This window comes from Streptomyces sp. NPDC048392, from assembly GCF_043200575.1.
Lineage (GTDB): Bacteria > Actinomycetota > Actinomycetes > Streptomycetales > Streptomycetaceae > Streptomyces.
Map to the genome: position 1 here is coordinate 33476 of NZ_JBICYB010000038.1, position 23672 is coordinate 57147.

Consider the following 23672-nt stretch of genomic DNA (forward strand, 5'->3'; position numbering starts at 1 on the left):
GTGTGGGCGGCACGGTCATGGCGTGCGCGGCACAGTCATGGCGTGCGCGGCACAGTCATGGCGTGCGCGGCACGGGCGGCGGGCGGCGCCGCCCCGTCGCTGTCCTGCGGCACGACCCGCCGGACGGTCTAACCCGCCTCCCGCTGCGGTGACTCCGCCTCGCGGTCCGCCAGTTTGCGCAGCATCTCCAGGACGCGGTCCCGTGACTCGTCCGCCGCGTCGATGGCCTCCACGCACTGCCAGTACGTGGCCTCGTCGTCCGCGGCGCAGGCGACGCCCACGAGGGCGATGCCGGTCTCGCCGAGCAGGGTGCCCAGGCGCATCAGGGCCTGCCGGGCGTCGCCCAGTTCGGTGAGCTGGGCGGCGCGCAGCTCACCCGGGGCCAGCCGCGGGGTGTGCAGCACCCCGCAGCCGCGGCCCGCCAGCTCGGTCAGTCCGATGGCCTCGCCCCGCAGTTCGGGTGGGCCGTGGACGGCCAGCCGGTTGCCGATCGCCTGCGCGAGGGCCTGCACCTGCCACACCTCCGTCAGGACGTCCGGCACCTCGCCGCCGGCGGCCAGGGCACGCCCACTCGTCACGATGAGCCGCACAGCGTCCATGCGCTGCCCCCGTCTGTGTCCGACGCGCTCGTGACGCGTCCGCCCGAACTCCGTTGTTCACTACCCAGAGTGAAGGTGTGTGGGGCGAAAAGCCAGAGGTAGGCGGAAATCTTCGGACAACAAATTGATTTCCGACCGGATCTCGAATGCGGAGAGTGATAGCGGAGTCCTCGGCTCCTCAGCCGCGGCCTTCCGCTCCGGGCACGGGGAACCTGGACTCGTTCCGCTCGATCTTCGCCTCCAGGGCGGCCAGCGGGTCGACGCCGAGCACCTCGCAGAACTGGAGGAGATACGCCAGGACGTCGGCGACCTCGTCCCGGACCCGGTGGGCGGCGTCCGGGTCGGTCATGACGCGGGCCGACTGCTCGGGCGTCAGCCACTGGAAGATCTCGAGGAGTTCGGAGGCTTCCACACTGAGGGCGACGGCCAGGTTCTTGGGGGTGTGGTATGGCTGCCAGTCGCGTGCGGCGGCGAACTCGGCCAGCCTGCGCCGCAGGGCCACGAGGTCACGGAGATGATCGGTCACGGGTTCAGGTGTACCACCGTGACACCGTCCGCCCCTGCCGTCCACGACGCGTCGGCGACCGCTCCGACGAAGCGGATGTGCCCGCGGTCGCACATCCGCGCCGCCAGCCGCAGCAGTTCGGTGCGCTGCCGCACGTCCAGTCCCCGGTCGAAGCCGTCGGCGAGGACGGTCAGCGTCTGGAGCGCGGCGGGCACCTCGCCGACCGGGTCGACCTCCAGCACACCGGGGCCGGTGAAGAGCACCAGGGCGTGGGCGAGGTAGCGCAGCTCGCCGTAGCCCAGGCGGGCGAGGCCGGTGCGGATGCCGTCGCCCCGGTCCAGCACGGCGCGGACCACGCCGCCGGCGACCGGTTCGGCCAGGACGTCCTCGACGGGGCCCGTGCATCCGGCGCGCACCGCGGCGACCAACTGCGCGTGCCGCCGGCCGCACTCGGCGCGGGTGCGCCCCAGCACGTCGGCGAGGTTGTCGCAGCCGCCGAGCAGGCGTCCGGAGCCGGTCGGCACGGGCTCCCGCATCCGGCCGGGCCGCGGATCGCAGGCGAAGACGGAACGCAGCGCGACCACCATCTGCTCGGCCGCCGCCAGCACCCTGCGCTGCCCGTCCGTCTTGCCGGCCACCCGCAGCGGCAGCAGCGGGGTGCCGAGCCGGTCGTCCGGCAGCGGGGCGCGGGTCACGGGCGCCGACCCGGCCGTGTGCCAGGCCGCCTGCACGGTCCGGCGGCCGGGGTCGCGCAGGGCCGTCTCCAGCAGTACGACGCCGTCCGCCGTCAGCCGCTCCCCGACGATGCGCAGTTCGGGCTCCGCCTGCACGGCGACGTCGAGGCGCACCGGGCCCGCGGCTCCGTCGGCCGTGCAGCCGATGCGGAAGCCGCGGCGGTGCTGGGCGTCGGGCCGGGCCCGTTCGGGCACGCACGCGGCCGGGTCCGGGAAGACCGCGCCGAGTTCCGCGCCGCCGCCGAGCCGGGCCAGGGCGTCGTACGCCCTGAGCGCGGTGGTCTTGCCGCTGCCGCTGGGCCCGGCGAGCACGGTGAGCGGCCCGAACCGCAGCACGGCGCCGCGGTGCCCGGCGAAGGCGGACAGCCGCAGCTGGGTGACGCGGGGCCGGTCCGGGAGCGGCGCGACGGACGCCGGTGACGCAGGTGACACAGGTGACGCTGCCATGTGCGGACCGTAGGGCTCCGCGGGACGGCGAACCGTTTTGCCCGGACGGCTTTCCCACGATCGGGGGACCTGGCGGCCGGGGCCCGGAAAGGCCGTCACATGCCGGACACCCCCACCGCGCCCTCCATCAGCCCGTTCACCTCGGTGCCTGCCGGGGTCAGCAGGAAGACGTTGCGGTCCACCCGGTGCATCCCGCTGGCCAGGCCGAAGACGACGCCGGTGCTGAAGTCCAGGACCCGCTTGGCGACATCGCCCTCGGCGCTGGTCAGGTCCAGGAGCACCGGAATGCCCGCCATCAGGGTCTCGGCGACCTCGCGGGCGTCCGCGAACACATTGACCCGCAGGACGACGAAACGGCGGCGGCGCTCCGTCTCCGCCTCCGGTATCGCCCGGTGGCCGACCGCCGACGGCCAGGCGTCGCGCCCGCGCAACGGAACGACCTGGGCGAGCCCTTCCCACTGTTCATCGGTGACGTCGTGGCTGTTCACCGGCTCCCCCGATTTCACTCGCCTTCATTGCCTGCACCAGCCAATTCTTACGCCAAGTCACCCGTTCGGCCCAACAGCGACACGGTCGGCGACGCTCCGTGTCCGGTGATTGTCCCGGTGCCGGCCGGGGTACTCAGCGACGGCCGCCGCGCCCGCGCGGGCGCCGTCGTCGCGCGGACGGACGTGCGCCGACACACCGCCGACACAGGCCGACACACCGCCGACACACGAAGGAGTGCCCATGGGTGCGCTGGATCTGCCCGAGCCCGTCACGCGCGAAGGGGCGCCGCCGCCGGTCGACACCGCCTCACTCGAGGCCGCGCTGCGTGAGCGGGTCGACGGTGAGGTCCGGTTCGACGCCGGAAGCCGGGCCGCCTACTCCACGGACGCGTCGAACTTCCGGCAGACCCCCATCGGCGTGGTCGTGCCGCACACCCCGGAGGCCGGGGCGGAGGCGGTGGCCGTGGCAAGGGAGTTCGGCGCGCCCGTGCTGTCGCGGGGCGGCGGGACGAGCCTGGCCGGGCAGTGCACCAACGCCGGTGTGGTCATCGACTGGTCGAAGTACTGCGCCCGTGTGGAGTCGGTGGACGCGGACGCCCGGACGTGTGTCGTGCAGCCGGGGATCGTGCTCGACGACCTGAACCGGCAGCTCGCGCCGTACGGTCTGCGCTACGGGCCCGAGCCCGCCACCCACGCCAACTGCACCCTCGGCGGCATGATCGGCAACAACTCCTGCGGTGCCACGGCCCAGGCGCACGGCAAGGTGGTGGACAACATCGCCCGCCTGGAGGTTCTGCTCTACGACGGCACCCGCTTCTGGTGCGGCGAGACCAGTGACGAGGAGTACGCCGAGATCGAGCGGCAGGGCGATCTGCGGGCGACCGTCTACCGGCGGCTGCGCGCCCTGCGCGACACCTACGGGGACGAGGTCCGCCGCCGGTTCCCGGACATTCCGCGCCGGGTCTCCGGCTACAACCTGGACTCGCTGCTCCCGGAGTTGGGCTTCGACGTGGCCGGGCTGCTGGTGGGCAGCGAGTCGACGCTGGTCACCGTCCTGCGGGCGGAACTGGAACTGGTGCCGGTGGTGAAGGAACGGACCCTGGTGGTGCTGGGCTTCGACACCATCGACAAGGCCGCCGACGCGGTGCCCGACATCCTGCCGCACGAACCGATCGCGCTGGAGGGCGTCGACGCCCGGCTGGTCCGTGACGAGCGCATCAAGCATCTGAACGAGAAGGCGCTCGCCGAGATGCCCGAGGGCAACGCCTACCTGATGGTGCAGTTCGGCGGCGACACCGCCGAGGAGGCGGGCAGCCGGGCGCACCGGATGCTGGAGGCGGTGCGCCGCTCCGAGCACGACGCCGACTGCGCGTTGATGGACGACCCGTCGCGCGAACAGGACCTGTGGCAGGTCCGCGAGTCCGGACTCGGCGCCACCGCGCACCTCCCGGGCAGGCCCGACACCTTCGAGGGCTGGGAGGATTCGGCCGTCTCCCCCGAGAAGCTGGGCGACTACCTGCGCCGACTGCGCGCGCTGTTCGAGGAGTTCGGCTATCTCAGCGACACCGGGCCCAGCCTGTACGGCCATTTCGGGCAGGGCTGCGTGCACACCCGGATCCCGTTCGACCTGTACACCGCGGACGGGGTGGCGACGTACCGGAGGTTCATGGAGCGGGCGGCCGACCTGGTCGTCGAGTTCGGCGGTTCGCTGTCGGGTGAGCACGGGGACGGGCAGAGCCGGGGGGAGCTGCTGTCCCGGATGTTCGGGGACCGGCTCGTCGAGGCGTTCGGGCGGCTGAAGGCCGTCTTCGACCCGCTGGACCGGATGAACCCGGGGAAGGTCGTCGCGCCGTACGGGCTGGACGAGAACCTGCGCCTCGGCGGCGACTGGGCGCCGTTCGAACCCCGCGACCTGCGTTTCCGGTTTCCGCACGACGGGGGCTCGTTCTCCCAGGCGGCCAACCGCTGCGTGGGCGTCGGCAAGTGCCGGCAGCACACCAGCGACGGCACGGTGATGTGCCCGTCGTACCAGGTGACCCGCGAGGAGGAGCACTCCACGCGGGGCCGGGCCCGGCTGCTGTTCGAGATGCTCGACGGGCACGGGGACGGCGCGATCCGGGACGGCTGGCGCTCGGAGGCGGTCAAGGACGCCCTCGATCTGTGCCTGGCCTGCAAGGGGTGCAAGAAGGACTGCCCGGCGGACGTGGACATGGCCACGTACAAGGCGGAGTTCCTGTCCCACCACTACGAGGGACGGCCGTGGCGCCGGCCTCGTTCCGACTGGTCCATGGGCTGGCTGCCCGCGCTCGCGCGGGTCGTGGGCCGCGCCCGGCTCGGGCCGGTCGTCAACGCGCTCACCCACGCCCCGCTGCTGTCGAAGGCCGCGGTGCTGGTGGCGGGGGTGGCGGACCGGGAGGTGCCGCTGTTCGCGGAGCAGACCTTCGAGCGGTGGTTCGCGGACCATGAGCCGGAGGGCGACGGGCACCGGGGGTCCGTGCTGCTGTGGCCTGACACCTTCACCAACCACTTCCACCCGGACGTCGGTCGGGCGGCGGTACGGGTCCTCGAACACGCCGGCTGGCGGGTGGAGCTGCCGGACGAGCCGCTGTGCTGCGGGCTGACCTGGATCTCCACCGGGCAGCTCGGCACGGCGCAGAGGGTCCTCACCCGCACCGTGCGCGGCCTGGCCGGCCATGTGCGGGCGGGCGGCCTGGTCGTGGCGCTGGAGCCGAGCTGCACGGCCGTGTTCCGGTCCGACGCCGCGGAGCTGTTCCCCGGCGACCAGGACGTACGCCGGCTGGCCGAGCAGACGGTGACGCTGTCGGAGCTGCTCACCGAACACTCCCCCGGCTACGAACCGCCGCGGGTGCCCGACCGGTCCGCGCGGGCACTGGCCCAGGTGCACTGCCACCAGCACGCGGTGCTCGGCTGGGAGGCCGACCAGGAACTGCTGCGCCGGGCCGGTGTGGACGCGGAACGACTGGACTCCGGCTGCTGCGGACTGGCCGGCAACTTCGGCTTCGAGCGCGGTCATCTGGACGTCAGCGAGGCGTGCGCGGAGCGGGTGCTGCTGCCGCGGCTGCGGGAGGAGGACGAGGAGACCGTCGTCCTCGCCGACGGGTTCAGCTGCCGTACCCAGATCCACGAGTTCGACAGCGGCGGCCACGAGGGCGTGCACCTCGCGGAGCTGCTGGCCTCGGCGCTGCCCGGCCCCGGGGGCGGCACAGGAGCCCCGGGCAGCGCGTACGGCACCGCCCCGGGTGCCCGGCCGGCGGCTCCCGGACGCCGGGCACGGGCACTGGCCCTCGCGGGCACCGGGGCGGCCGCCGTGGGCGCGGGCGTGGCGGCGGCGGCACTGGCGCGGGGCCTGCGGCGCCGCTGAGGTACTGACGTGCTGACGTGCTGAGGTCAGTGGCGTACTGAGGTGCTGAGACAGTGGCGTACTGACGTACTGACCGGCACGGATACGGCGGCGGCGCGGGGCCACGCGGCCACGCGGGGAGCCCGCGCCGCCGCCGGGGACTCTCCGACCCTTCCCGTCGTCCGTCGTGGGGGCGAGCCGGGCGGGGAAGGACCCGACGAGCCGGGCGCCGCGTTCCTCAGGCCCGGGACGAGCTGTCCTGGCGGCTGGCGAGGGCCCAGATCACGAACACGTCGATCGCCATCATGATCACGGACCAGACGGGTGAGTACGGCAGGAACAGGAACTGCGCGATCAGACTCAGCGAGGCGAGGACGATGCCCGTCATGCGCGCCCAGGCCATGTCCCTGAGAAGGCCGTACCCGGTGACGAACACCAGGGCGCCGAGGACGACGTGGACGATCCCCCAGCCGGTGAGGCTCATCTCGTAGACGTAGGTGCCGATACGGGCGTAGACGTCGTCCTCGGCGATGGCCGCGATGCCCTGCAGGACGGCGAGGGCGCCGTTCAGCAGCAGCAGCACGCCCGCGAAGACGACACCGCCGGCCACCCAGCCGCTGCGGTCGCCCGAGCGCTGGGCCCAGGAGGCGTCGCCGCCGTGGGACGGCCGGCCGGGAGAGGGTTCGGCGTGCTGGCTCATGAGCGGAGTCCTTTCTGTGTCCCCCGTACGGGTCAGCTGCCCGCCGGCACCGACGGCACCGACAGGTCGTTCCGAGCCTGCGCGTGCCCTCGCTCCCCGGCCACACGGGTCCGCCGGACGGGTGAACCTCGCGCCGGGCGTGCGCATGCGGCCGCTCGCGCCCTCGCGTTAACTGAATCCGCCCCCACCGGCCGCCCCCACCGGCCGCGCGCGACGGCCCACGGGGCGGAAGAAGGAGGGCGTGTGACGAGTCGGCCGCTGCCCCGGCGGGGACCGCGCGGGCGGACTCCGTGACCGCGCCGGCGAACGCCGGCCCGGACCGTGCCGAGCAGTCCCTGCGGCAGACCCTGCTCAGCCCCGGCTACCGGCGGCTGCTCCTGCTGTGCGTGCTGCTGGGCGTGCCCATCGCGCTGGCCTGCTTCTTCTTCGTCGGCCTCCAGCACGCGTCGCAGCACTGGGTGTGGGTGTCGCTGCCCAAGGCGGCCGGTTACGACACCCCGCCCTGGTGGTGGCCGCTGCCCGCGCTGGTGCTCGCCGGGCTGATCCTGGCGCCGATCGTGACCCGGATGCCGGGCGGCGGCGGCCATCTGCCGGTGAACGGTCCGGGCGGCGCGCCCGTCGGACCCCGCGCCCTGCCCGGCGCGGTGCTCGCCGCGCTGGCCACACTGCCGCTCGGCGTGGTGCTGGGCCCCGAGGCCCCGCTCATGGCCGTCGGCAGCGGGCTCGCCCTGCTGGCGGTGCGGCGGGCGGGCGAGGGCGGGGACCAGCGGGCGAGCGCGATCCTCGCCACGGCCGGCTCCACCGCCGCGATCTCCACCATCCTCGGCGGTCCGGTGGCGGCGGCGGTGCTGCTCATCGAGGGGGCGGGGCTGGCCGGCACCCGGCTGGTCGCGCTGCTGCTGCCCTGTCTGCTGGCCAGCGCGACGGGCGCCCTGGTCTTCACCGGCTTCGGGCAGTGGACGGGCCTGGACATCGGCGCGCTGTCCCTGCCCGACCTGCCGCCGCAGACCGGTCCGGACGCGGGCGACTTCCTGTGGGGGCTTCCCACCGCGGCCCTGATCGCCGTACTGGTGACGCTGGGCCGCGAGCTGGGACAGCGCACCGTCGCCTGGACCCGGCGCCGCACGGCCCTGCGCACGGTCGCCTGCGCCACCGCGGTCGGCGTCTGTGCCGCCGCGTACGCGCTGATCACCGGCCGCTCCCCGGCCGAGGCGGCGCTGTCCGGCCAGGCCACCCTCGCCCAGCTCGCGGCCCATCCGCACGCCTGGTCCGTGGGGGCGCTTGTCGCGCTGGTCGCGTGCAAGGGGCTGGCCTGGGGCATCGCGCTGGGCAGCCTGCGCGGCGGCCCGATCTTTCCGGCGGTGCTGCTGGGTGCGGCGACGGCCCTGGCCTGCGCCGGGCTGCCAGGCTTCGGCGCGACCCCGGCCCTCGCCCTCGGCATCGCCGCCGCGGCGGCCGCGGTGACGGGGCTGCCGCTGGCCAGCGCCGTGCTGGCGGTGCTGCTGATCGGCCGGGACGCCCACGGCCAGACGCCGCTGATCGTCATGGCGTCGGTGGTCGCCTTCGTCGTCTCCCAGCTGGTGCGCGGACCGGAGCCGGCGGCGGGCCCGGCGGCGGCGACGGGAGGGGCACGGTGACGGACCGCCGGGCGGCCGGATCCCGCACCGTATGGCACGCCGCCCGGCCCTGGTGCGTGCGGGCGGTGATCGCGGGGGCCGTGATCGTCGCCTACTTCCTCCTCCCCCTCGACCGCCTGGGCCCGCAGCGTCCCCTGCTGAGCTGGCTGCTGTTCGCGCTGCTGCTCACGGTCGTGGCCGTGCTGCTGCTCCGGCAGATCCGGCACGTGCTCGTCAACCGGCAGGACCGCAGGCCCGGTGAGGTCATCTCCCTGCTGATCGTCCTGTCCGTGCACGTCTTCTCGGCGGCCTACTACGCCCTCGCCAAGCAGCCGGGCGAGTTCAGCGGCCTGCGCACCCGGGTCGACGCGCTGTACTTCACCGTGGTCACGCTCGCCACGGTCGGATACGGGGACATCACCCCGCGGGGCCAGGCCGCCCGGGTCGTGACCGTGCTGCAGATCACGTACAGCTTCGTCTTCCTCACGGCCGCCGCCACCGCGCTGACCACCCGGATGCGGGACATGGTGGTCCGGCGGACCGGACGGGGCCGGCCCCGCTGACGGCGATGAGGTCCGGGGCGGGGCCTTGAAGCCGCCGTCGCGTCACCTTCCAGCCTCGGTCGCACACTCGTGGAGGAGTCCCATGTCACACGCGACCGACGGCACCCGGCGCATCGGCGAACTCGCGCGGGAGACCGGGCTGAGCATCCGTGCCCTGCGCCATCACGGCCGCCTCGGGCCGCTCACGCCGTCCGTCCGCACGTCCGGCGGCCACCGCTGCTTCGGCGCCGCCGACGTCCGGCGGCTGCACCGCGTCCTGGCGCTGCGCGGCTTCGGGCCCCCCTCACGCAGATCCGCGCGGTGCCGGCCGCCGAACCGGACCACGACCCGGCGGAACTCATCCGGCGCCGGCTCGAAGTCGTCGAGGAGCGGCTGCGGCAGACCGCCGGGCCGCGGATCCGGCTGCTCGGTGTGCTGGGCGCGCCCGACGCCTCGGCCGACGGCTCGACCGAGGCCCGTCTGAACGTGATCGAGGAGCTGACCGCGATGGACCGCCCCCTGGCCCCGGAAGAGGTGGACCGCCTGAGCGAGGAGCGCCGCCGCTACGCCGAGTCCCTCGGCGAGGTGGGGCTCCGCGCCCTGCACCGCGGGCGCGCGGAGATCTTCGCCACGCTGAGCGAGGAGGACCGGCGGCGGATGACGGAACGGCGCCGCCGGACGTTTCCGCAGCCCTGAGGCCCGTACGACGGTCCGGCGGCCCGTCCGCGGGGCCTGAGGCCCGCTTGTGCCCACCCCCGTGGGAGCACTACTGTCGCCACGCCTTGGTGAACGGGAAATCCGGTGTGATGCCGGTGCGGCCCTCGCCACTGTGAATCGGGAAGTCCGGCTCCGGCCCTCACGGGCAGCCACTGGGTTCTTGCAACCCGGGAAGGCGGAGCACGGGCGGTGGTACCCGTAAGCCAGGAGACCGGCCAAGGCGCGTCGTCCATCCACGAGGTGCTGGAGAGGGTCTGCTGAGCCATGCACATAGCCGAGGGCTTTCTGCCACCGGCGCACGCGATCGCCTGGGGTGTCGCGTCCGCGCCGTTCGTCGTCCACGGAGTACGGTCACTCACCCGCGAGGTCAGGGAGCACCCGGAGAGCACGCTGCTCCTCGGCGCCTCCGGGGCCTTCACGTTCGTGCTGTCGGCCCTGAAACTGCCGTCCGTCACCGGAAGTTGCTCGCATCCGACCGGGACCGGTCTGGGCGCCATCCTGTTCCGGCCGCCGGTCATGGCGGTGCTGGGCACCATCACCCTGCTCTTCCAGGCGCTGCTGCTCGCCCACGGCGGGCTGACCACGCTCGGCGCCAACGTCTTCTCGATGGCGATCGTCGGCCCCTGGACCGGGTACGGCGTCTACAGACTGCTGCGCCGCTACGGCGTGCCGCTGATGGTCACCGTGTTCTTCGGGGCGTTCGTCGCCGACCTGTCCACCTACTGCGTCACCAGCGTGCAGCTGGCGCTGGCCTTCCCGGACCCGGGCAGCGGCTTCCCGGGCGCGCTGGGCAAGTTCGGTTCCATCTTCGCCGTCACGCAGATTCCGCTCGCGGTGAGCGAGGGCCTGCTCACGGTGGTCGTGATGCGGCTGCTGGTGCAGTCAAGCAAGGGTGAACTGACCCGGCTCGGCGTGCTGTTGACCCGGTCCGGCGAGGGCGCGTCCACGTCGGCGTCCGACGGGCAGGAGGCGGTGGCCCGGTGAAGCGCAGCACGAAGACCAACACCCTGCTGCTGCTCGCCGTGGCCGCGCTGGCGGTGCTGCCGCTGGTGCTGGGGCTCGGCGACCACAAGGAGGAGCCGTTCGCCGGCGCCGACGCCGAGGCGGAGACGGCGATCACCGAGATCGAGCCGGACTACGAACCGTGGTTCTCACCGCTGTACGAACCGCCCTCCGGGGAGATCGAGTCGGCGCTGTTCGCGCTGCAGGCCGCGCTCGGCGCGGGCGTGCTGGCGTACTACTTCGGCCTGCGCCGGGGCCGTCGGCAGGGCGAGGAGCGGGCGGTGGCGGCGACGCTGCGGGACGCCCCCGTCACCACGCCGCGGGACGACCCCGAAGGGGACTGAGTGCTGCCGATCGACGCGGCGGCGCACAGCAGTCGTTGGCGCCGCCGCCATCCCGTGGACAAGGCCGTGCTCGGTCTCGGCCTGACCGTGCTCGCGATCTCACTGCCGCCCTGGCCCGGCGCGGCGCTGGTGCTGGTGACGGCGCTTGTGGTGCTGCTGGGCCCGGCGGGTGTGCCCGGGCGGCGGCTGTGGCGGGCGTACCGGGTGCCGCTGGGCTTCTGCGTGACGGGCGCGCTGCCGCTGCTGGTGCGGGTCGGGGGCCCGGGCGGGTTTCTGGGGGCGGCGGAGGGCGGGCCGGTGCGCGCCGGTGAGCTGCTGCTGCGTACCTCGGCGGCCTCGCTGGGGGTGCTGCTGTTCGCGTTCACCACGCCGATGTCCGACCTGCTGCCGAGGCTGGTGCGGGCCGGGGTGCCCGCGCCGGTCGTGGACGTGGCGCTGGTGACGTACCGGATGAGTTTCCTGCTGCTGGACTCCGTGCGCCGGATCCGGGAGGCGCAGGCCGCGCGGCTCGGGCACACCACCCGGGCGGCCACCTGGCGTTCGCTCGGCGGTCTCGGCGCCACCGCGTTCGTGCGGGCCTTCGACCGGGCGGCACGGCTCCAGTCGGGGCTCGCCGGGCGCGGTTACGACGGCACCCTGCGGGTCCTGGTGCCGGGGGCCCGGATCTCGGTGCCCTTCACCGCGGCGAGCGTCGCGCTGCTGGCGGCGCTGGCCGCCCTCACCCTCGTACTGAAAGGACCGCTGTCGTGAGCGAGACGGTGGAGGAGGCCGACGGGAACGCCGCAGGGGCGGGCGGGGTGGTGCTGGTCGCCCTGCGGGACGCGTCCTTCGGGTACGAGGAGGGCCCGGACGTGCTGGTGGGGCTGGACTTCGCGGTGCGCGAGGGCCGCGCGCTGGCGCTGCTGGGCCGCAACGGCAGCGGCAAGACCACGCTGATGCGGCTGCTCAGCGGCGGACTCCGACCGCACGCGGGGACGCTGACGGTCGCCGGGGAGACTGTGACGTACGACCGCAAGGGGCTGACCCGGCTGCGGACCACGGTGCAGCTGGTGGTGCAGGCCCCGGACGACCAGCTCTTCGCGGCGTCGGTCGGCCAGGACGTGTCGTTCGGCCCGCTGAATCTGGGCCTGCCCGACGCTGAGGTCCGCTCCCGGGTCGAGGAGGCGCTCGCCGCGCTGGACATCGCGGCGCTGGCCGACCGGCCCACCCATCTGCTGTCGTACGGGCAGCGCAAGCGGACCGCGATCGCCGGGGCCGTCGCGATGCGGCCCCGGGTGCTGATCCTCGACGAGCCGACCGCCGGGCTGGACCCGGACGGACAGGAGCGGCTGCTCGCCACCCTGGACCGGCTCCGCGCCGCCGGTACCACCGTGGTGATGGCCACCCACGACGTCGACCTCGCCCTGCGCTGGTCGGACGACGCCGCCCTGCTCACCCCGGACGGTGTGCGCACCGGCCCGACGGCCGCGACGCTGGCCCGCACGGACCTGTTGCGGCAGGCGGGGCTGCGGCTGCCCTGGGGCGTCGCGGCGGCCGGACTGCTGCGGGCGCGGGGACTGCTGGCGGACTCGGCGACGGGCCCGCGCACGGCGGAGGAGCTGGCGGCGCTGGCCGACTGACGGCTGCCCGGCGGGGCTGCCGGGACTCAGCTCGCCGAGTCGCTGTACTCGGCGTCCCGGGCCTCCGCCCGGTTCTCCTCGGCCACCTGCCGGGCGCGGCGGCCGGGCAGGACGGCGAGGACGATCAGGGTGCCTGCGGCCATGATGATGCCGCCGACGAGGCTGGTCGTCGAGACGCCGTGGGCGAAGGCCCGGTTCACGGCGTCGGCGAGGGCCTGCGCCTGCTCGGGTCCCGCGGCGGGGTTGGTGGCGAGCCGCTCGGCGACGGCCAGTCCGCCGCCCACCGAGTCCTGGGCGGTGTCCAGCGCGGCGGCCGGGAGCCGGTCGCCCACCAGCCCGGCCAGTTCGTCGCGGTAGGCGGTGCCGAGGAGGGAGCCCAGGACGGCGATGCCCAGCGAGCCGCCGAGTTCCAGCGCGGTGTCGTTGGCGCCGCCGCCGACGCCGAGTTCGTTCTCCGGGAAGGAGCCCATGATGGTGTCGGTGGCCGGGGAGACGCTCAGCCCGATGGCGAGGCCGAGGAGCAGCATCGGGGCGAGGAAGTCGGCGTAGGTGGAGCCCTGGTCGATCAGGACCAGCAGGAAGACGCCGACGGTGCCGATCGCCATGCCGGACCCGACCATGGCCTTCACGCCCAGCTTCGGGGTCAGCCGTCCGGTCACCGCGGCGCCGACGAACACGGCGCCGGCCAGCGGCAGCAGCCGCACGCCGGTCTCCAGCGCGCCGTAGCCGAGCACGAACTGCAGGAACTGGGTGGCGTAGTAGATGGCGCCGTAGGTGCCGAAGAAGAAGAACAGCACCGCCAGCATCGAGCCGCTGAAGGGCCGCAGCAGGAACCTGCGCACGTCCAGCATGGGGTGCGGGTGGCGCAGCTCCCGGGCCACGAAGGCGACCAGACCGGCTCCGGCGACGACGGCCGCGCCGATCGGGCCCGCGCCCCAGCCGAAGTGCGGGCCCTCGATGGTCGCGTAGACCAGGCTGCCGACGGAGACGATGGAGAGCAGGCCGCCGACGTAGTCGACGCGGCCCATGCCGGCCGCTCTGGACGGCGGTACGAGGATCAGCGCGCCGAGGACGGCGACGACCGCGACGGGAACGTTGACCAGGAACGTCGAACCCCAGGCGTGGTCCTCCAGCAGCCAGCCGGCGACCAGGGGGCCCACCGCGATGGCGAGTCCGGAGGTCGCGGTCCAGGCCGTGATGGCGCGGGCCCGCTCGCCCTTCGGGAAGACCGCGACCAGCAGGGACAGCGTGGCCGGCATGACGACGGCGGCGCCGACGCCCATGATCGCCCGGGCGGCGATGACCGGTCCGGTCTCGTGCACCAGACTGCCCATCACCGAACCGCCCGCGAAGATCACCAGTCCGGTGACCAGGGCGCCGCGGCGGCTGTACTTGTCGCCGATCGCGCCGAGCACCAGCATCAGCGCGGCGTACGGGACGGTGTAGCCGTCGATGACCCACTGCAGGTCGCTGCTGCTCAGGCCCAGGTCGGCCGTCATGTCCGGGGCGGCCACGATCAGGGACGTGTTGGCCATGACGACGATCAGCAGGCTCAGGCAGAGCACGAGGAGAGCCCACCAGCGCCGGGCGTAGGGCCCGGACATCTTCTCGACGGGCGTGGTGGCCAGTAGGGGCATGGAGGCTCCCGGGGAAACGAGCGAGGGCAAGTTAATTGCCCACCAATGTGCAGACAAGCGTCAGAGTAGTTTGTTGCACAGCGGCGTGCAAATACGTGCCGGGGCGGGTTCCGGAGGAGAGGGGTGGCGGCGGATGACCAGTACCCGCGCCCGTTTCCTGCGCACGGCCGAACGTCTGCCGAGCCGCGATCCCGACAGCCTCACGGAGATCGCCGCGGCGGCCGAGAGCGCGCGCCGCGTCCTCTGCGGACACTTCGCCGGGCGGCACTAACTGGTCGAGGGTCGCGTCGCGGAGGCCGCACAAGCGGTACGGGACGCGCTCGGCGGGCCGCGCGCGCCGGCCGGGGACGACGGTCCCGCCCCCGCGGCGGCCCGCTTCGTCCACGCCCTGTGTCCGGTCGGCGACCGCTACGGCACGCTCATCGTCCTCGCCCGTATCCGGGGACTCGGCCCGGACACCGGGTGGGCGCGGTCCTCGCCCCGGCCCGCGGCACGCTGCTCGGGATCATCACCGCCGGCCGCCGAAAGGGCGTCTTCCCACCGGTGTTCCGGCACGCGTGTTCGCGACGGCGCTTGAGGCCCACCCTGCCGACGCTCCTGGGCTGCGCGCGCTCCCGCGCCCGGACCGACGACGGCACGGGCGCGGCGGCGGCCGCGCTGATCGTCGCGGGGGTGGAGAACAGGGCCGCGACCGGGCCGGTGCGCGGCGGCGGCCGGTGACTCAGTCGGCCGGAACGGCCTCCGCGGCCACCGCCGGACGCACGTCCTCGACCACCGTGCGGGCCCGCCGCTCCGGTACGCCGGCCGCGATGAGCGTGGCGACGGCGGCCCGGGTGCCGTCGTCCTCCAGAGCGCCGGTGTTGACCTGCTCCAGCAGCGCGACGATCATCGCCTCGAGTCCGGCGCTGAGTACGGCGGGCGGCAGATGCGCGGGGAAGGCCCCGTCCCGCCGGCCGCGTTCCAGGATGGCGGTGACCTCGGCGCGGGCCGGGGCCAGGATCTCGGCCACCCGCTCCACGCCCAGGTCGTGCCGGGCCAGCGCGAGGAGCATCCGGTAGCGGTCGCCCACGGGCCACATCAGGAGGGTGAAGCGCGCGAGCGCCCGGTCCGCCGGTTCGGGCGGCCCGGCGGATCCGGCGGGCTGTGTCGCGTCGGCCATCGCGCCGCGCAGCACCTCGGAAGCCTCCTCGGCGAGGGCCTCCAGCAGCGCCGCGCGTCCGGGGAAGTGCCCGAAGAGGGTACGCCGTACGACACCGGCGGCCCGGGCCAGTTCCTCCAGGGTGGTGTCCGGGTTACGGCCCAGCTCCCGGCGGGCCGTGGCCAGGATGCGCGCCCGGTTGGACCGCGCGTTGCGTCGCTGCGGCGCACGGGCGACGGGCTTGGTCACGGAAACCTCGGGGGCGGATCTCTGACTGCGGGACGGCATCCATTCTGGCACGGAGCCCCGGCCCGGCCCGACCGGCGACCGACGCGCGCGGCGCGGGAATCGGCCCCCACGGGACTACGGCACGGGAAGGCCCCGTGAAGGACTCGCCGTCGGCAGGCGTGGTGGGCGCCGCCGCCTTCCTGGGGCTCGGCATGGTGCCGGCGGTCTCCTTCCCGCAGGCACCGCTGGAGGTTCCACGCTCCTGGGGTGACGATGCCCGTCGGGCCCGGCATCGGCCTGCTGGTGATCGGCGCGCCGAAGCTCACGGGGACCACCCTCGCGGTCGTCGCGGTCGCGGGTCGTCGCCGTCGCGGCGGTCGCGGCGGTCGCGGCGGTCGCGGCGGTCGCGGCGGTCGCCACCGGCGGCCCCTCGGCAGCCGTCGTCACTCTCACCACGGTCGCCACGGTCGCCACGCTGACCACGCTCGCCACGCTCGCCACGGCCGTACCGGCCGCCCGGCTCGGTGTCGTCCGCTGCCGCCCGGCCCGGCGTTCCGACGCGGTGCTCGCGGGCGAGGCCCCCGCGGAACACCGGTCCCGCGCCCACTTTCGCCACGCCGCTCCGGAGGCCGCGGAGGTCCTCGCGCCGCCGGCGCTGGGCTGCGCCGCCCCGGCGGGGTGACGGCGCGGAACCCGTCGGGCCGCAGGCCCGCCAAGCGCGTCCGGTCAGGTCCGCGTCCTGGCCCGCCGTACGGCCGCGAGCGCGGCAAGCACCATGCCCACCGCCACGACCAGCAGTCCGCGCAGCCACACCTCGGCCTCGATCTGCGTGGCGAGCGCGACACAGGACACGGCGCCCAGTACGGGGAGCACGGTCGGGGCCCGGAAGTGGTCGGCTTCGCCCACGTCGCGGCGCAGCACGAGGACGGCCGTGTTGACCATGAGGAAGACCACGAGCAGCAGCAGGACCAGAGTGGACGCCAAGGTGGCGACACTGCCGGTGAGCGCGAGGAGCATCGCCAGCAGGGTCGTGACCGCGATCGCGGCCCACGGCGTCCGGCGGCCGGGCAGCACCCTGGTCAGCGCGGCGGGCAGCAGCCCGTCCCGGGCCATGCCGTAGGCCAGGCGGGAGGACATGATGCCGGTGAGCAGCGCCCCGTTCGCCACGGCGACCAGCGCGATGGCGCTGAACAGCCGGGGCGGGACGCCGCCGGCCGCCTCGACGACCTCCAGCAGCGGCCCGCTCGACCCGGCCAGCCGGGCCGTCGGTACCGCCACGGACGCGGCGAGGCCCACCAGCACGTACACGGCGCCGGCGGTGGCGAGGGCTCCGAAGAGGGCGCGCGGGTAGGAGCGCCGCGGGTCCCGGGTCTCCTCGGCGACGTTCACCGACGTCTCGAAGCCGACGAAGGAGTAGTACGCCAGTACCGAACCGCTCAGTACGGCTGCCGCGGCCCCCTTCTCCGGCGTGCCGAGCTGCCCGAGCCGCGCCACGTCGCCGTCGCCGCGCAGCAGCAGCCACCCGCCGAGGACGACGATGACAAGGAGGCCGCCGACCTCCACGACGGTGGCGACGACGTTGGCACGGGTCGACTCCTTGATGCCCCGCGCGTTGACCAGGGCGAGCAGGGCGAGGAACAGCACGGCCACGAGCCCGACCGGCAGTGTGACGAATTCGGACAGGTAGTCGCCCCCGAAGCCCCGGGCCAGTGCGGCCACGGAGACGATGCCGGCGGCGAGCATGCAGAAGCCGGCGACGAACCCGGCGAAGGGTCCGAAGGCACGGGTGGCGTAGTGGGAGGCACCGCCCGCCCGCGGATACTTCGTGGCCAGCTCGGCGTAGGAGGCGGCGGTCAGCAGCGCCAGCAGCAGCGCGACGAGCAGCGGCACCCACACCGCTCCCCCGGCGTCGGCGGCCACCTGGCCCACCAGGACGTAGACGCCCGCGCCGAGCACGTCGCCCAGGATGAAGAAGTACAGCAGCGGAGTGGTCAGGGCGCGCTTGAGCGCCGGGCCGCTGCCCTGCGTGTCCGCCGACGGTTGCGTTCCGAGTCTCGCCATGACGCCTCAGGTTTCCCGCGGGGCGGAAAACACGCCATGTCTTCGGCAACCGCGCCGTCGGAGCACCCGGAGCGGCTCCCCGGGGACGCCGGCCTCCCCCAGAAGGTGGGCCCCTCGCCCTACGGCGTCAAGACCTTCGTCTCTCCAGCAAGCACTCCTACGCCGACGTCTGATCCCGCGCACCCGCCCGAAACGGCGGCTGCCCGCAGAGGAACGGGCTTCAGGGAGCCGATGCGACACAGCGGCTGTCGGCCTGCGTCCAGACTGTTCGCGAGGCGCTCGGCCGGAGTCTGCCGGCCGAGCCTCCCATGTGGGCACACGCCGGTGCCTGCGGAGAGCGACACCCGTAGCCGCACGTTGTGCTGACGAAGCGTCAGCACCGCGGCGGTTGGTTCCTCACCGGCGCCACCGATACCGGCGGCGTTGCGCCGATGTCCATCACGTCCCTCGCCGTCGAGCCGTCGCGTCGGGTGCGTCGAGCCGGACTGGCACACCGTTTTTCGCACCCGCCTTGACGGTGGTAGCGCTGGCTCTACCACCGTCAGGGCAGCAGGTGGCATGGGAACGGGCGCTCTTCGTCAATAGCGTTCCGTATCACCGACGAGGACGCGAGGAGCACCCATCATGACCAGCCCTTACCCATCAGCCGTCCGGGTCAAGCACCTGACCCGGGTCTACGGCACCGATGAGCAGCCTGTCACCGCTCTGGCCGGCGTGGACGCAGGTTTCACCGGCGGCACTTTCACCGCCGTGATGGGTCCCTCCGGGTCCGGCAAGAGCACGCTCCTGCAGACCGCTGCCGGACTCGATCGCCCCAGCTCCGGTCAGGTCTGGATCGGTGACACCGAGCTCTCCCAGCTCTCGGAAACGGAGCTGACGAAACTGCGGCGTACCCGGATCGGCTTCGTTTTCCAGGCCTTCAACCTGATCGGGGCGCTGACGGTGGAGGAGAACATCCTGCTGCCGCTGCAGCTGGCCAAGGTCCGCGCCGACCGACAGTGGGTGGCCGAGGTCATCGGCCGGGTGGGGTTGGGCGACCGCCTGCGGCACCGGCCCTCCGCGTTGTCCGGTGGTCAGCAGCAGCGGGTCGCCATCGCCCGCGCACTGGCCACCCGGCCCGCGGTCATCTTCTGCGACGAGCCGACCGGCGCGCTGGACACCCAGACCGCCGCAGAGGTGCTCTCCCTGCTGCGGGCTGTGGTCGATGAGCACCAGCAGACCGTGGTGATGGTCACCCATGACCCGGTCGCCGCCTCCTATGCCGACCGGGTCATGGTTCTGGCCGACGGACGGGTGGTGCGGGACATGCCGCAGCCCGGCGCCGCCCGCATCGCCGAAGAACTGGCCTCGCTCGGCCGGACCCAGCAGAAGGCGGGCTGAGCCATGACCAAGCTCGCCGCCAAACTTCTGCGCCGTAGGGTCGGTAGCGCACTGGCCACTCTGACCGCCCTCGTGCTGGGCATCATGATTCTTTCCACCATGGGCGCGATGGTGGAGTCCGGACTGCGGTACGAACCGCCTCCCGGCGAGTACACCGGTGCCGACCTCGTCGTAGCCCGTAAATCACTGGATGTCGCGGTCGACGGGGAGCACACGGCCGTCGACCTGCCCGAGGGCGGGAGTGTGCCGGCTGCTCTGGCGGAGAAGATCCGCCAGGTTCCCGGCGTGACGGGCGTCGTCGCCGACACCCGGGTCGCGGTACTGGGGCGGGGCCCGGCCGTCGGACATGGATGGAGCAGCGCCCCCATCACCTCGGCCACCATCGTCGCAGGCGAACCCCCGGGCAGAGCGGACGAGGTGGTCCTGGACCAGCGCCTGGTGGGTGAGGCCGAGCCCGGCGAGCGCACACAACTGGTCGTTGGCGGGATGACGCGGAAATTTCGGGTCAGCGGCATCGCGGCCGCCACCACACACGCGGGAACGAGTGTCTTCTTCACCGATGAACGTGTGGCGGCCCTGGCCGCCAGGCCCGGCCGGGTGAACGCCATCGGTGTGATCACCGAGCCGAACGCGGACATCTCCGAGGTCACCGCGGCGATCGGCGCCCTCGTCAAGAGCTCCGGCGCCAAGGTGCACCCTGCGAGTGAACTGCGCGTCGACGTGGACGAGAACGACGCAGCCCAGAAGATGCTGGTCGCGCTGGGCACCTCGCTCGGCGGCTACGTGGCACTGCTGGTCATGTTCGTGGTCTCCGGCACGATCGGGCTCTCGGTCCGGCACCGTCGCCGCGACCTGGCCCTGCTGCGGGCGATCGGAGCCGCCCCGGGCCAGGTGCGCCGCATGCTGGTGATGGAGGCCGCTCTGATCGCTCTGGCGGGCGCGGCCATCGGTATACCCGCCGGCATCGCAGCGACCCGCTGGGTGCACGGTCAGTTCGTCGATCGCGGCTTCCTGCCGACCGGGTTCCCGATGGCCTCCGGTCTTCTCTCCTGCTTGGCCGCGGTACTCATCACTGTGCTGGTGGCGATGGTCTCCGCGTTGATCGCGGCCCGGCGCATCACCGGGATCCGCCCGAGTGAGGCTCTGGGGGAGGCGGCCGTCGAGCCTGCTCACAGCGGCCGGGTCCGCGCCCTGTCCGGTGTGCTGGCGCTGGCCGGTGCCGGTGCCGCCAGCGTGTTCGCCGCCGGCGGCAACTCCGAGGCGGCTTTGGGCAGCGCCATGGGCATGCTGTTCATGTTCATCTTCGCGGTCGCGCTGCTGGGCCCCTGGATCAATCGGGCCGGGGCCCGGCTGCTTTCCCCCGCGCTGCGCCGCGTCTGGGGTGACAGCGGGTACCTGGCCGGCAGGAATCTGACGGCGAACGCCCAGGGCATGACCACCGTGCTCACCGCTCTGGTGCTGTCGGTGGGGTTCGGCGGCTCGGTCTGGTTCCTGCAGGACAACCTGCAGCGGCAGACCATCAGCCAGACCCGCGAGGGCACCCTGGCCGACCACGCGTTGGCCTCACCGGTGGGTCTGCCGGCGAGCGCGGCGGCGCAGGCTCGCAGGTTGCCCGGCGTACAGGCGGTGACCGAGGTGCGGAACACCTCCGTCCTCATCAAGGGCTCCGGCGACGGGGAACCCGTTGCCGCTCGGGCCGTGGACCCCGCTCACGTGGCCGTCACCATCGACCCCGCAGTAACCTCCGGCAGCCTCGCCGATCTGGGCACCGACGGCGTCGCGGTCTCCGCCCTGCGGGCGGGAAGCTCCGGATGGTCGGTCGGCGACACCGCCGAAGTGTGGCTGGGCGACGGCGCACGGGTCGACCTGCGCGTGGCCGCCGTGTACGACCGTGCCCTCGGCTTCGGTGACATGATCCTTCCCCGGTCCGTAGTCGAGCAGCACACCGCCCGCGACCTCGACGATCAGCTGCTGATCCGTACCTCCCCCGGCAAGAACATCGACAAGGACCTGGCCGCACTGGCCGCCCGGTACCCGGGAAGCACCGTGACCGCGTCGGCCGACCTCAACCAGCAGTTGGAGGAGGACCTGGCGGTCAGCGCCTGGATGAACAAGCTGGTGATCGGTGTGATGGTCGGGTACGCCGCGCTGGCCGCCGCCAACACGATGGTGATGGCCGCCCTGGCCCGCCGCCGTGAGCTGGCTCTGCTCCGCCTGGTCGGAGTGACCAAGAGGCAGGTCAAGCACATGGTGCACGCCGAGCAGACCGTCCTGCTGGGGGTGGCGCTGCTGATCGGTGGAGTCATCGCGGCCACCACGCTGAGCGCCGTGGTCAACGCGCTGACCGGCGACCCGGTGCCCTACGTGCCGCCGCTGGGATGGGTGGCTGTCCTGGGCGGGACGGCACTGCTCGCGCTCACTACCACCGTGCTCCCCATCGGCCGACTGCTGCTGATCCCACCGGTGGAGAGCATCGGCATCAAGGAGTAGTTCCTCGCGATCACGACAGACCGCGACGACCCGTAGTCCCGCATGATCCCTGATGACACCGGGCGCACCTCGCACAAGCGCGAGGTGCGCCCCAGTCGTGCCGCCCAGGGACCTCGGTCAGGCGAATGCGACGACATGGTCCTTGGTCTTGATGGGGTGATGCCTCCAGTCGTGAAGTGGAACTGTCGAAAAACCACTTCACAGAACCGGAGGCACCGTGTCCTACGCTTCCGTCCCAACGCTCCCCTGACACCCGAAGAACCCCTGGGACTGACCCCTGGACGAATGCGGGCTGCAGCGCCCACACCGCACATCATCTGAACTCCATATGGTGCGCCGCCCCGGTTAGCAGGACCAAACAGACCGTCAGAGGCGCGAGGGAGAGGGCGAACCACGGGTCAGATCAGAAACGGACTCAACGCCCTCTAGTATCCCGCTCGCCGAACCCTTGACAGCACCATCGTGGCCCTGACTTCGCGGCATTGATCGATCCACGCGTGTTGCTGCTGTCGAAGCGGACCCGGAAATGCCAGCGGCGGAGACAGTGGCCTGAGGAGTCGCGGATGGAGTAGCAGTTGGCGTCGGCGAGGCCGGGTACGACGGTGAAGGTGGCGCTCTGCTTGACGGCAGCGCTGCTGGAGGTGCTCACCGGGTCGATGTAGCCGAGACTGTCGGAGCACACCACGGCGTACCGGTCGCGGTAGTTGACCGATCGCAGCGAGCTGCCGGCGTTGGCCGGAAGGGTGACACCGCCGGAGACTGCCTCCTTTCAGCAGGGTGGCGTGGCATATGAGGCCGGACAGTCCGGGCACGTTGTGCAGGAACTCCCAGTTCACCCAGTCGGCGCTCAGCAGCAGCGGGCCCAACAGGGCGAGCGGCTTTCTTACGGTTCTGTTCAACCCTTCCTCCGGGCTCGGCCAGTCCGCTGAGTCGATCGCCGTGGCGAGAGATCGATTGTTCGACCTGGCGAACGGCGTGCGGAACTTCGATCAGAAGATAGGCTCGGGCCGTGGTTCCGTCAACGTTTTTGACGAGTACCGTTCAATACTTTCGCCCCTGCCGGATAGCCGAAGAAGCCGCACTGTCACACACGTTGACTCCTCTACGGGAAATCCTTTACGTTCGGCGCCGACCCCGTCCGGCACTTCGCCCCATGTTCGGAATATCGGCCATTCGCGGTGCGGGAGGCGGTCCCGCCTCCGGAAGGAGCCCACCCCCCATGCCCCGAACCGAGCGCTTTCCGAGCGCGAGCCCTTCCCCAACCCCCACCTCCTGGACACCGGACTTCGATGCCCTCAAGATCCAGGCGGCGTTCCGCGTGGGAAAACCGCCCGTCCACGCAATGACCTCTGAAAAGAGACGGTTTCCAGACATCACTCCTGGGGCCACGGTGAGAGGGGAACGGCCGGCCGCGCGCGGACCACTGGTCGTTGACCGAATGCCCCGGCTAGCTGCACTTGAATGCGTTGACCCGCTGGTGGCCGACGACCTGACCGAGGCGGGGAACGCCCTCACCCAGCGAGTGCCGCGCACGGCGGACCGCGCGGCGGTGGTGCAGATGACCGCCGACGGCCGGACGAGCCGGCAGTGGCAGCTGCGCCCGCAGACCGGGGCGAGTTCGTCCTGGTCAACCGCAACAGCGGCACGGTGCTCGACGTCGAAGGAAGCAGTACGACCGACGGTGTCGCGCTGATCAGTACCGCGACGTCGGCAGTTCCAACCGGGGTGGACCTTCCATCGCGTCACCGGCCAGGGACTCCGAGGGATGGAGGCGGAGGTCTCGCCGGGCGTCCACGACCAAGCGATCGCTCTCGTCATCGAAAGGTGCATGATGTCTTCTTTCGTCAGCAGACGGCGCCTGCTGCAAGTAGCCGGGGCCACGGTCGCCGCATCTGCCACGGGTTCCTTCATGGGCGCATCCCCCGCGCAGGCGGCCGTTCCTCCCGCAAGGGCCGACACAGGGGTCCTGGGGGACCTGTCCCCGAGTGGTGGACACCTCTGAGCCCGGCCCCGGCAGGGGCCGGGTAGGAGGGATCTCTTATGGTGATGAAGGTCTACTCGCCC

General features: G+C 72.9%; 21 protein-coding genes, 1 pseudogene and 1 riboswitch. Of the genes and pseudogenes, 13 read left to right on the forward strand and 9 right to left on the reverse strand.

Going from position 1 to position 23672, the window contains the following annotated elements; translation table 11 throughout:
* Nucleotides 1–128: 128 nt before the first annotated feature.
* The 4 genes from ACGFYH_RS31955 to ACGFYH_RS31970 all read right to left on the reverse strand — a co-directional run bounded on the left by ACGFYH_RS31955 (nt 129) and on the right by ACGFYH_RS31970 (nt 2773).
* Nucleotides 129–599, reverse strand: a complete 471-nt coding sequence (locus tag ACGFYH_RS31955) for a DUF6099 family protein (protein WP_393806658.1) — start codon at nt 597–599, stop codon at nt 129–131.
* A 178-nt stretch (nt 600–777) separates the two neighbouring features.
* A complete protein-coding gene (locus ACGFYH_RS31960) occupies nt 778–1125 on the reverse strand; it encodes a nucleotide pyrophosphohydrolase (RefSeq protein WP_393806659.1) in 348 nt (115 codons plus the stop codon).
* The gene (locus ACGFYH_RS31965; RefSeq protein WP_393806660.1) at nt 1122–2285 is read right to left on the reverse strand and encodes an ATP-binding protein; all 1164 of its coding nucleotides are present in this window, start codon (nt 2283–2285) and stop codon (nt 1122–1124) included. Before ACGFYH_RS31965 ends, ACGFYH_RS31960 begins: the two co-directional genes overlap by 4 nt.
* A gap of 95 nt (nt 2286–2380) precedes the next feature.
* A complete protein-coding gene (locus tag ACGFYH_RS31970; protein ID WP_393806661.1) occupies nt 2381–2773 on the reverse strand; it encodes a cell division protein SepF in 393 nt (130 codons plus the stop codon).
* A 241-nt stretch (nt 2774–3014) separates the two neighbouring features.
* Between ACGFYH_RS31970 and ACGFYH_RS31975 the strand changes: the two genes are divergently transcribed.
* Nucleotides 3015–6155, forward strand: a complete 3141-nt coding sequence (locus tag ACGFYH_RS31975; RefSeq protein ID WP_393806662.1) for an FAD-binding and (Fe-S)-binding domain-containing protein — start codon at nt 3015–3017, stop codon at nt 6153–6155.
* Nucleotides 6156–6372: 217 nt separating this feature from the next.
* Here ACGFYH_RS31975 and ACGFYH_RS31980 read toward each other — a convergent pair whose 3' ends face one another.
* Nucleotides 6373–6834: a hypothetical protein gene (locus tag ACGFYH_RS31980; protein ID WP_393806663.1), complete on the reverse strand. Its 462-nt coding sequence runs from the start codon at nt 6832–6834 to the stop codon at nt 6373–6375.
* Nucleotides 6835–7124: 290 nt separating this feature from the next.
* On the opposite strand from ACGFYH_RS31980, the gene ACGFYH_RS31985 reads away from it, so the two are divergent.
* The 8 genes and pseudogenes from ACGFYH_RS31985 to ACGFYH_RS32020 all read left to right on the forward strand — a co-directional run bounded on the left by ACGFYH_RS31985 (nt 7125) and on the right by ACGFYH_RS32020 (nt 12674).
* Nucleotides 7125–8471: a chloride channel protein gene (locus ACGFYH_RS31985; protein WP_393806664.1), complete on the forward strand. Its 1347-nt coding sequence runs from the start codon at nt 7125–7127 to the stop codon at nt 8469–8471.
* Nucleotides 8468–9013: a potassium channel family protein gene (locus tag ACGFYH_RS31990; RefSeq protein ID WP_393806665.1), complete on the forward strand. Its 546-nt coding sequence runs from the start codon at nt 8468–8470 to the stop codon at nt 9011–9013. Before ACGFYH_RS31985 ends, ACGFYH_RS31990 begins: the two co-directional genes overlap by 4 nt.
* An 82-nt stretch (nt 9014–9095) precedes the next feature.
* A pseudogene (locus ACGFYH_RS31995) lies at nt 9096–9230 on the forward strand (MerR family DNA-binding transcriptional regulator); the annotation flags it as partial.
* Between the two features lie 83 nt (nt 9231–9313).
* Nucleotides 9314–9688 carry a hypothetical protein gene (locus ACGFYH_RS32000; RefSeq protein WP_393806681.1) on the forward strand — a complete coding sequence of 125 codons (375 nt, stop codon included), beginning with the start codon at nt 9314–9316 and terminating at the stop codon, nt 9686–9688.
* A gap of 70 nt (nt 9689–9758) precedes the next feature.
* Nucleotides 9759–9944: riboswitch (cobalamin riboswitch) on the forward strand.
* A gap of 29 nt (nt 9945–9973) precedes the next feature.
* A complete protein-coding gene (locus ACGFYH_RS32005; RefSeq protein ID WP_393806666.1) occupies nt 9974–10693 on the forward strand; it encodes an energy-coupling factor ABC transporter permease in 720 nt (239 codons plus the stop codon).
* Nucleotides 10690–11055, forward strand: coding sequence for an energy-coupling factor ABC transporter substrate-binding protein (locus ACGFYH_RS32010; protein WP_393806667.1), 366 nt, complete (start codon nt 10690–10692; stop codon nt 11053–11055). Before ACGFYH_RS32005 ends, ACGFYH_RS32010 begins: the two co-directional genes overlap by 4 nt.
* Nucleotides 11056–11805, forward strand: a complete 750-nt coding sequence (gene cbiQ / locus ACGFYH_RS32015) for a cobalt ECF transporter T component CbiQ (RefSeq protein WP_393806668.1) — start codon at nt 11056–11058, stop codon at nt 11803–11805.
* Nucleotides 11802–12674 carry an ATP-binding cassette domain-containing protein gene (locus ACGFYH_RS32020; RefSeq protein ID WP_393806669.1) on the forward strand — a complete coding sequence of 291 codons (873 nt, stop codon included), beginning with the start codon at nt 11802–11804 and terminating at the stop codon, nt 12672–12674. Before cbiQ ends, ACGFYH_RS32020 begins: the two co-directional genes overlap by 4 nt.
* 26 nt (nt 12675–12700) lie before the next feature.
* On the opposite strand, the gene ACGFYH_RS32025 is transcribed toward ACGFYH_RS32020, so the two are convergent.
* Nucleotides 12701–14311, reverse strand: a complete 1611-nt coding sequence (locus ACGFYH_RS32025; protein WP_393806670.1) for an MFS transporter — start codon at nt 14309–14311, stop codon at nt 12701–12703.
* Nucleotides 14312–14444: 133 nt separating this feature from the next.
* Here ACGFYH_RS32025 and ACGFYH_RS32030 point away from each other — a divergent pair, with 133 nt between their 5' ends.
* Both ACGFYH_RS32030 and ACGFYH_RS32035 read left to right on the forward strand, forming a co-directional pair.
* On the forward strand, nt 14445–14582 hold the full coding sequence (locus tag ACGFYH_RS32030) for a hypothetical protein (RefSeq protein ID WP_393806671.1): 138 nt from the start codon (nt 14445–14447) through the stop codon (nt 14580–14582).
* A gap of 302 nt (nt 14583–14884) precedes the next feature.
* Nucleotides 14885–15031, forward strand: coding sequence for a hypothetical protein (locus ACGFYH_RS32035; protein WP_393806672.1), 147 nt, complete (start codon nt 14885–14887; stop codon nt 15029–15031).
* Between the two features lies 1 nt (nt 15032).
* On the opposite strand, the gene ACGFYH_RS32040 is transcribed toward ACGFYH_RS32035, so the two are convergent.
* Entirely contained in the window at nt 15033–15698 is a 666-nt protein-coding gene (locus ACGFYH_RS32040) for a TetR/AcrR family transcriptional regulator (protein WP_393806673.1), read from the reverse strand.
* Nucleotides 15699–16403: 705 nt separating this feature from the next.
* Nucleotides 16404–17738, reverse strand: a complete 1335-nt coding sequence (locus ACGFYH_RS32045; protein ID WP_393806674.1) for an APC family permease — start codon at nt 17736–17738, stop codon at nt 16404–16406.
* 624 nt (nt 17739–18362) lie between these two features.
* Here ACGFYH_RS32045 and ACGFYH_RS32050 point away from each other — a divergent pair.
* Nucleotides 18363–19118 carry an ABC transporter ATP-binding protein gene (locus ACGFYH_RS32050; protein WP_393806675.1) on the forward strand — a complete coding sequence of 252 codons (756 nt, stop codon included), beginning with the start codon at nt 18363–18365 and terminating at the stop codon, nt 19116–19118.
* Nucleotides 19119–19121: 3 nt separating this feature from the next.
* The gene (locus ACGFYH_RS32055; protein WP_393806676.1) at nt 19122–21608 is read left to right on the forward strand and encodes an FtsX-like permease family protein; all 2487 of its coding nucleotides are present in this window, start codon (nt 19122–19124) and stop codon (nt 21606–21608) included.
* 415 nt (nt 21609–22023) lie between these two features.
* On the opposite strand, the gene ACGFYH_RS32060 is transcribed toward ACGFYH_RS32055, so the two are convergent.
* A complete protein-coding gene (locus ACGFYH_RS32060) occupies nt 22024–22293 on the reverse strand; it encodes an AbfB domain-containing protein (protein ID WP_393806677.1) in 270 nt (89 codons plus the stop codon).
* Nucleotides 22294–23672: the final 1379 nt, after the last annotated feature.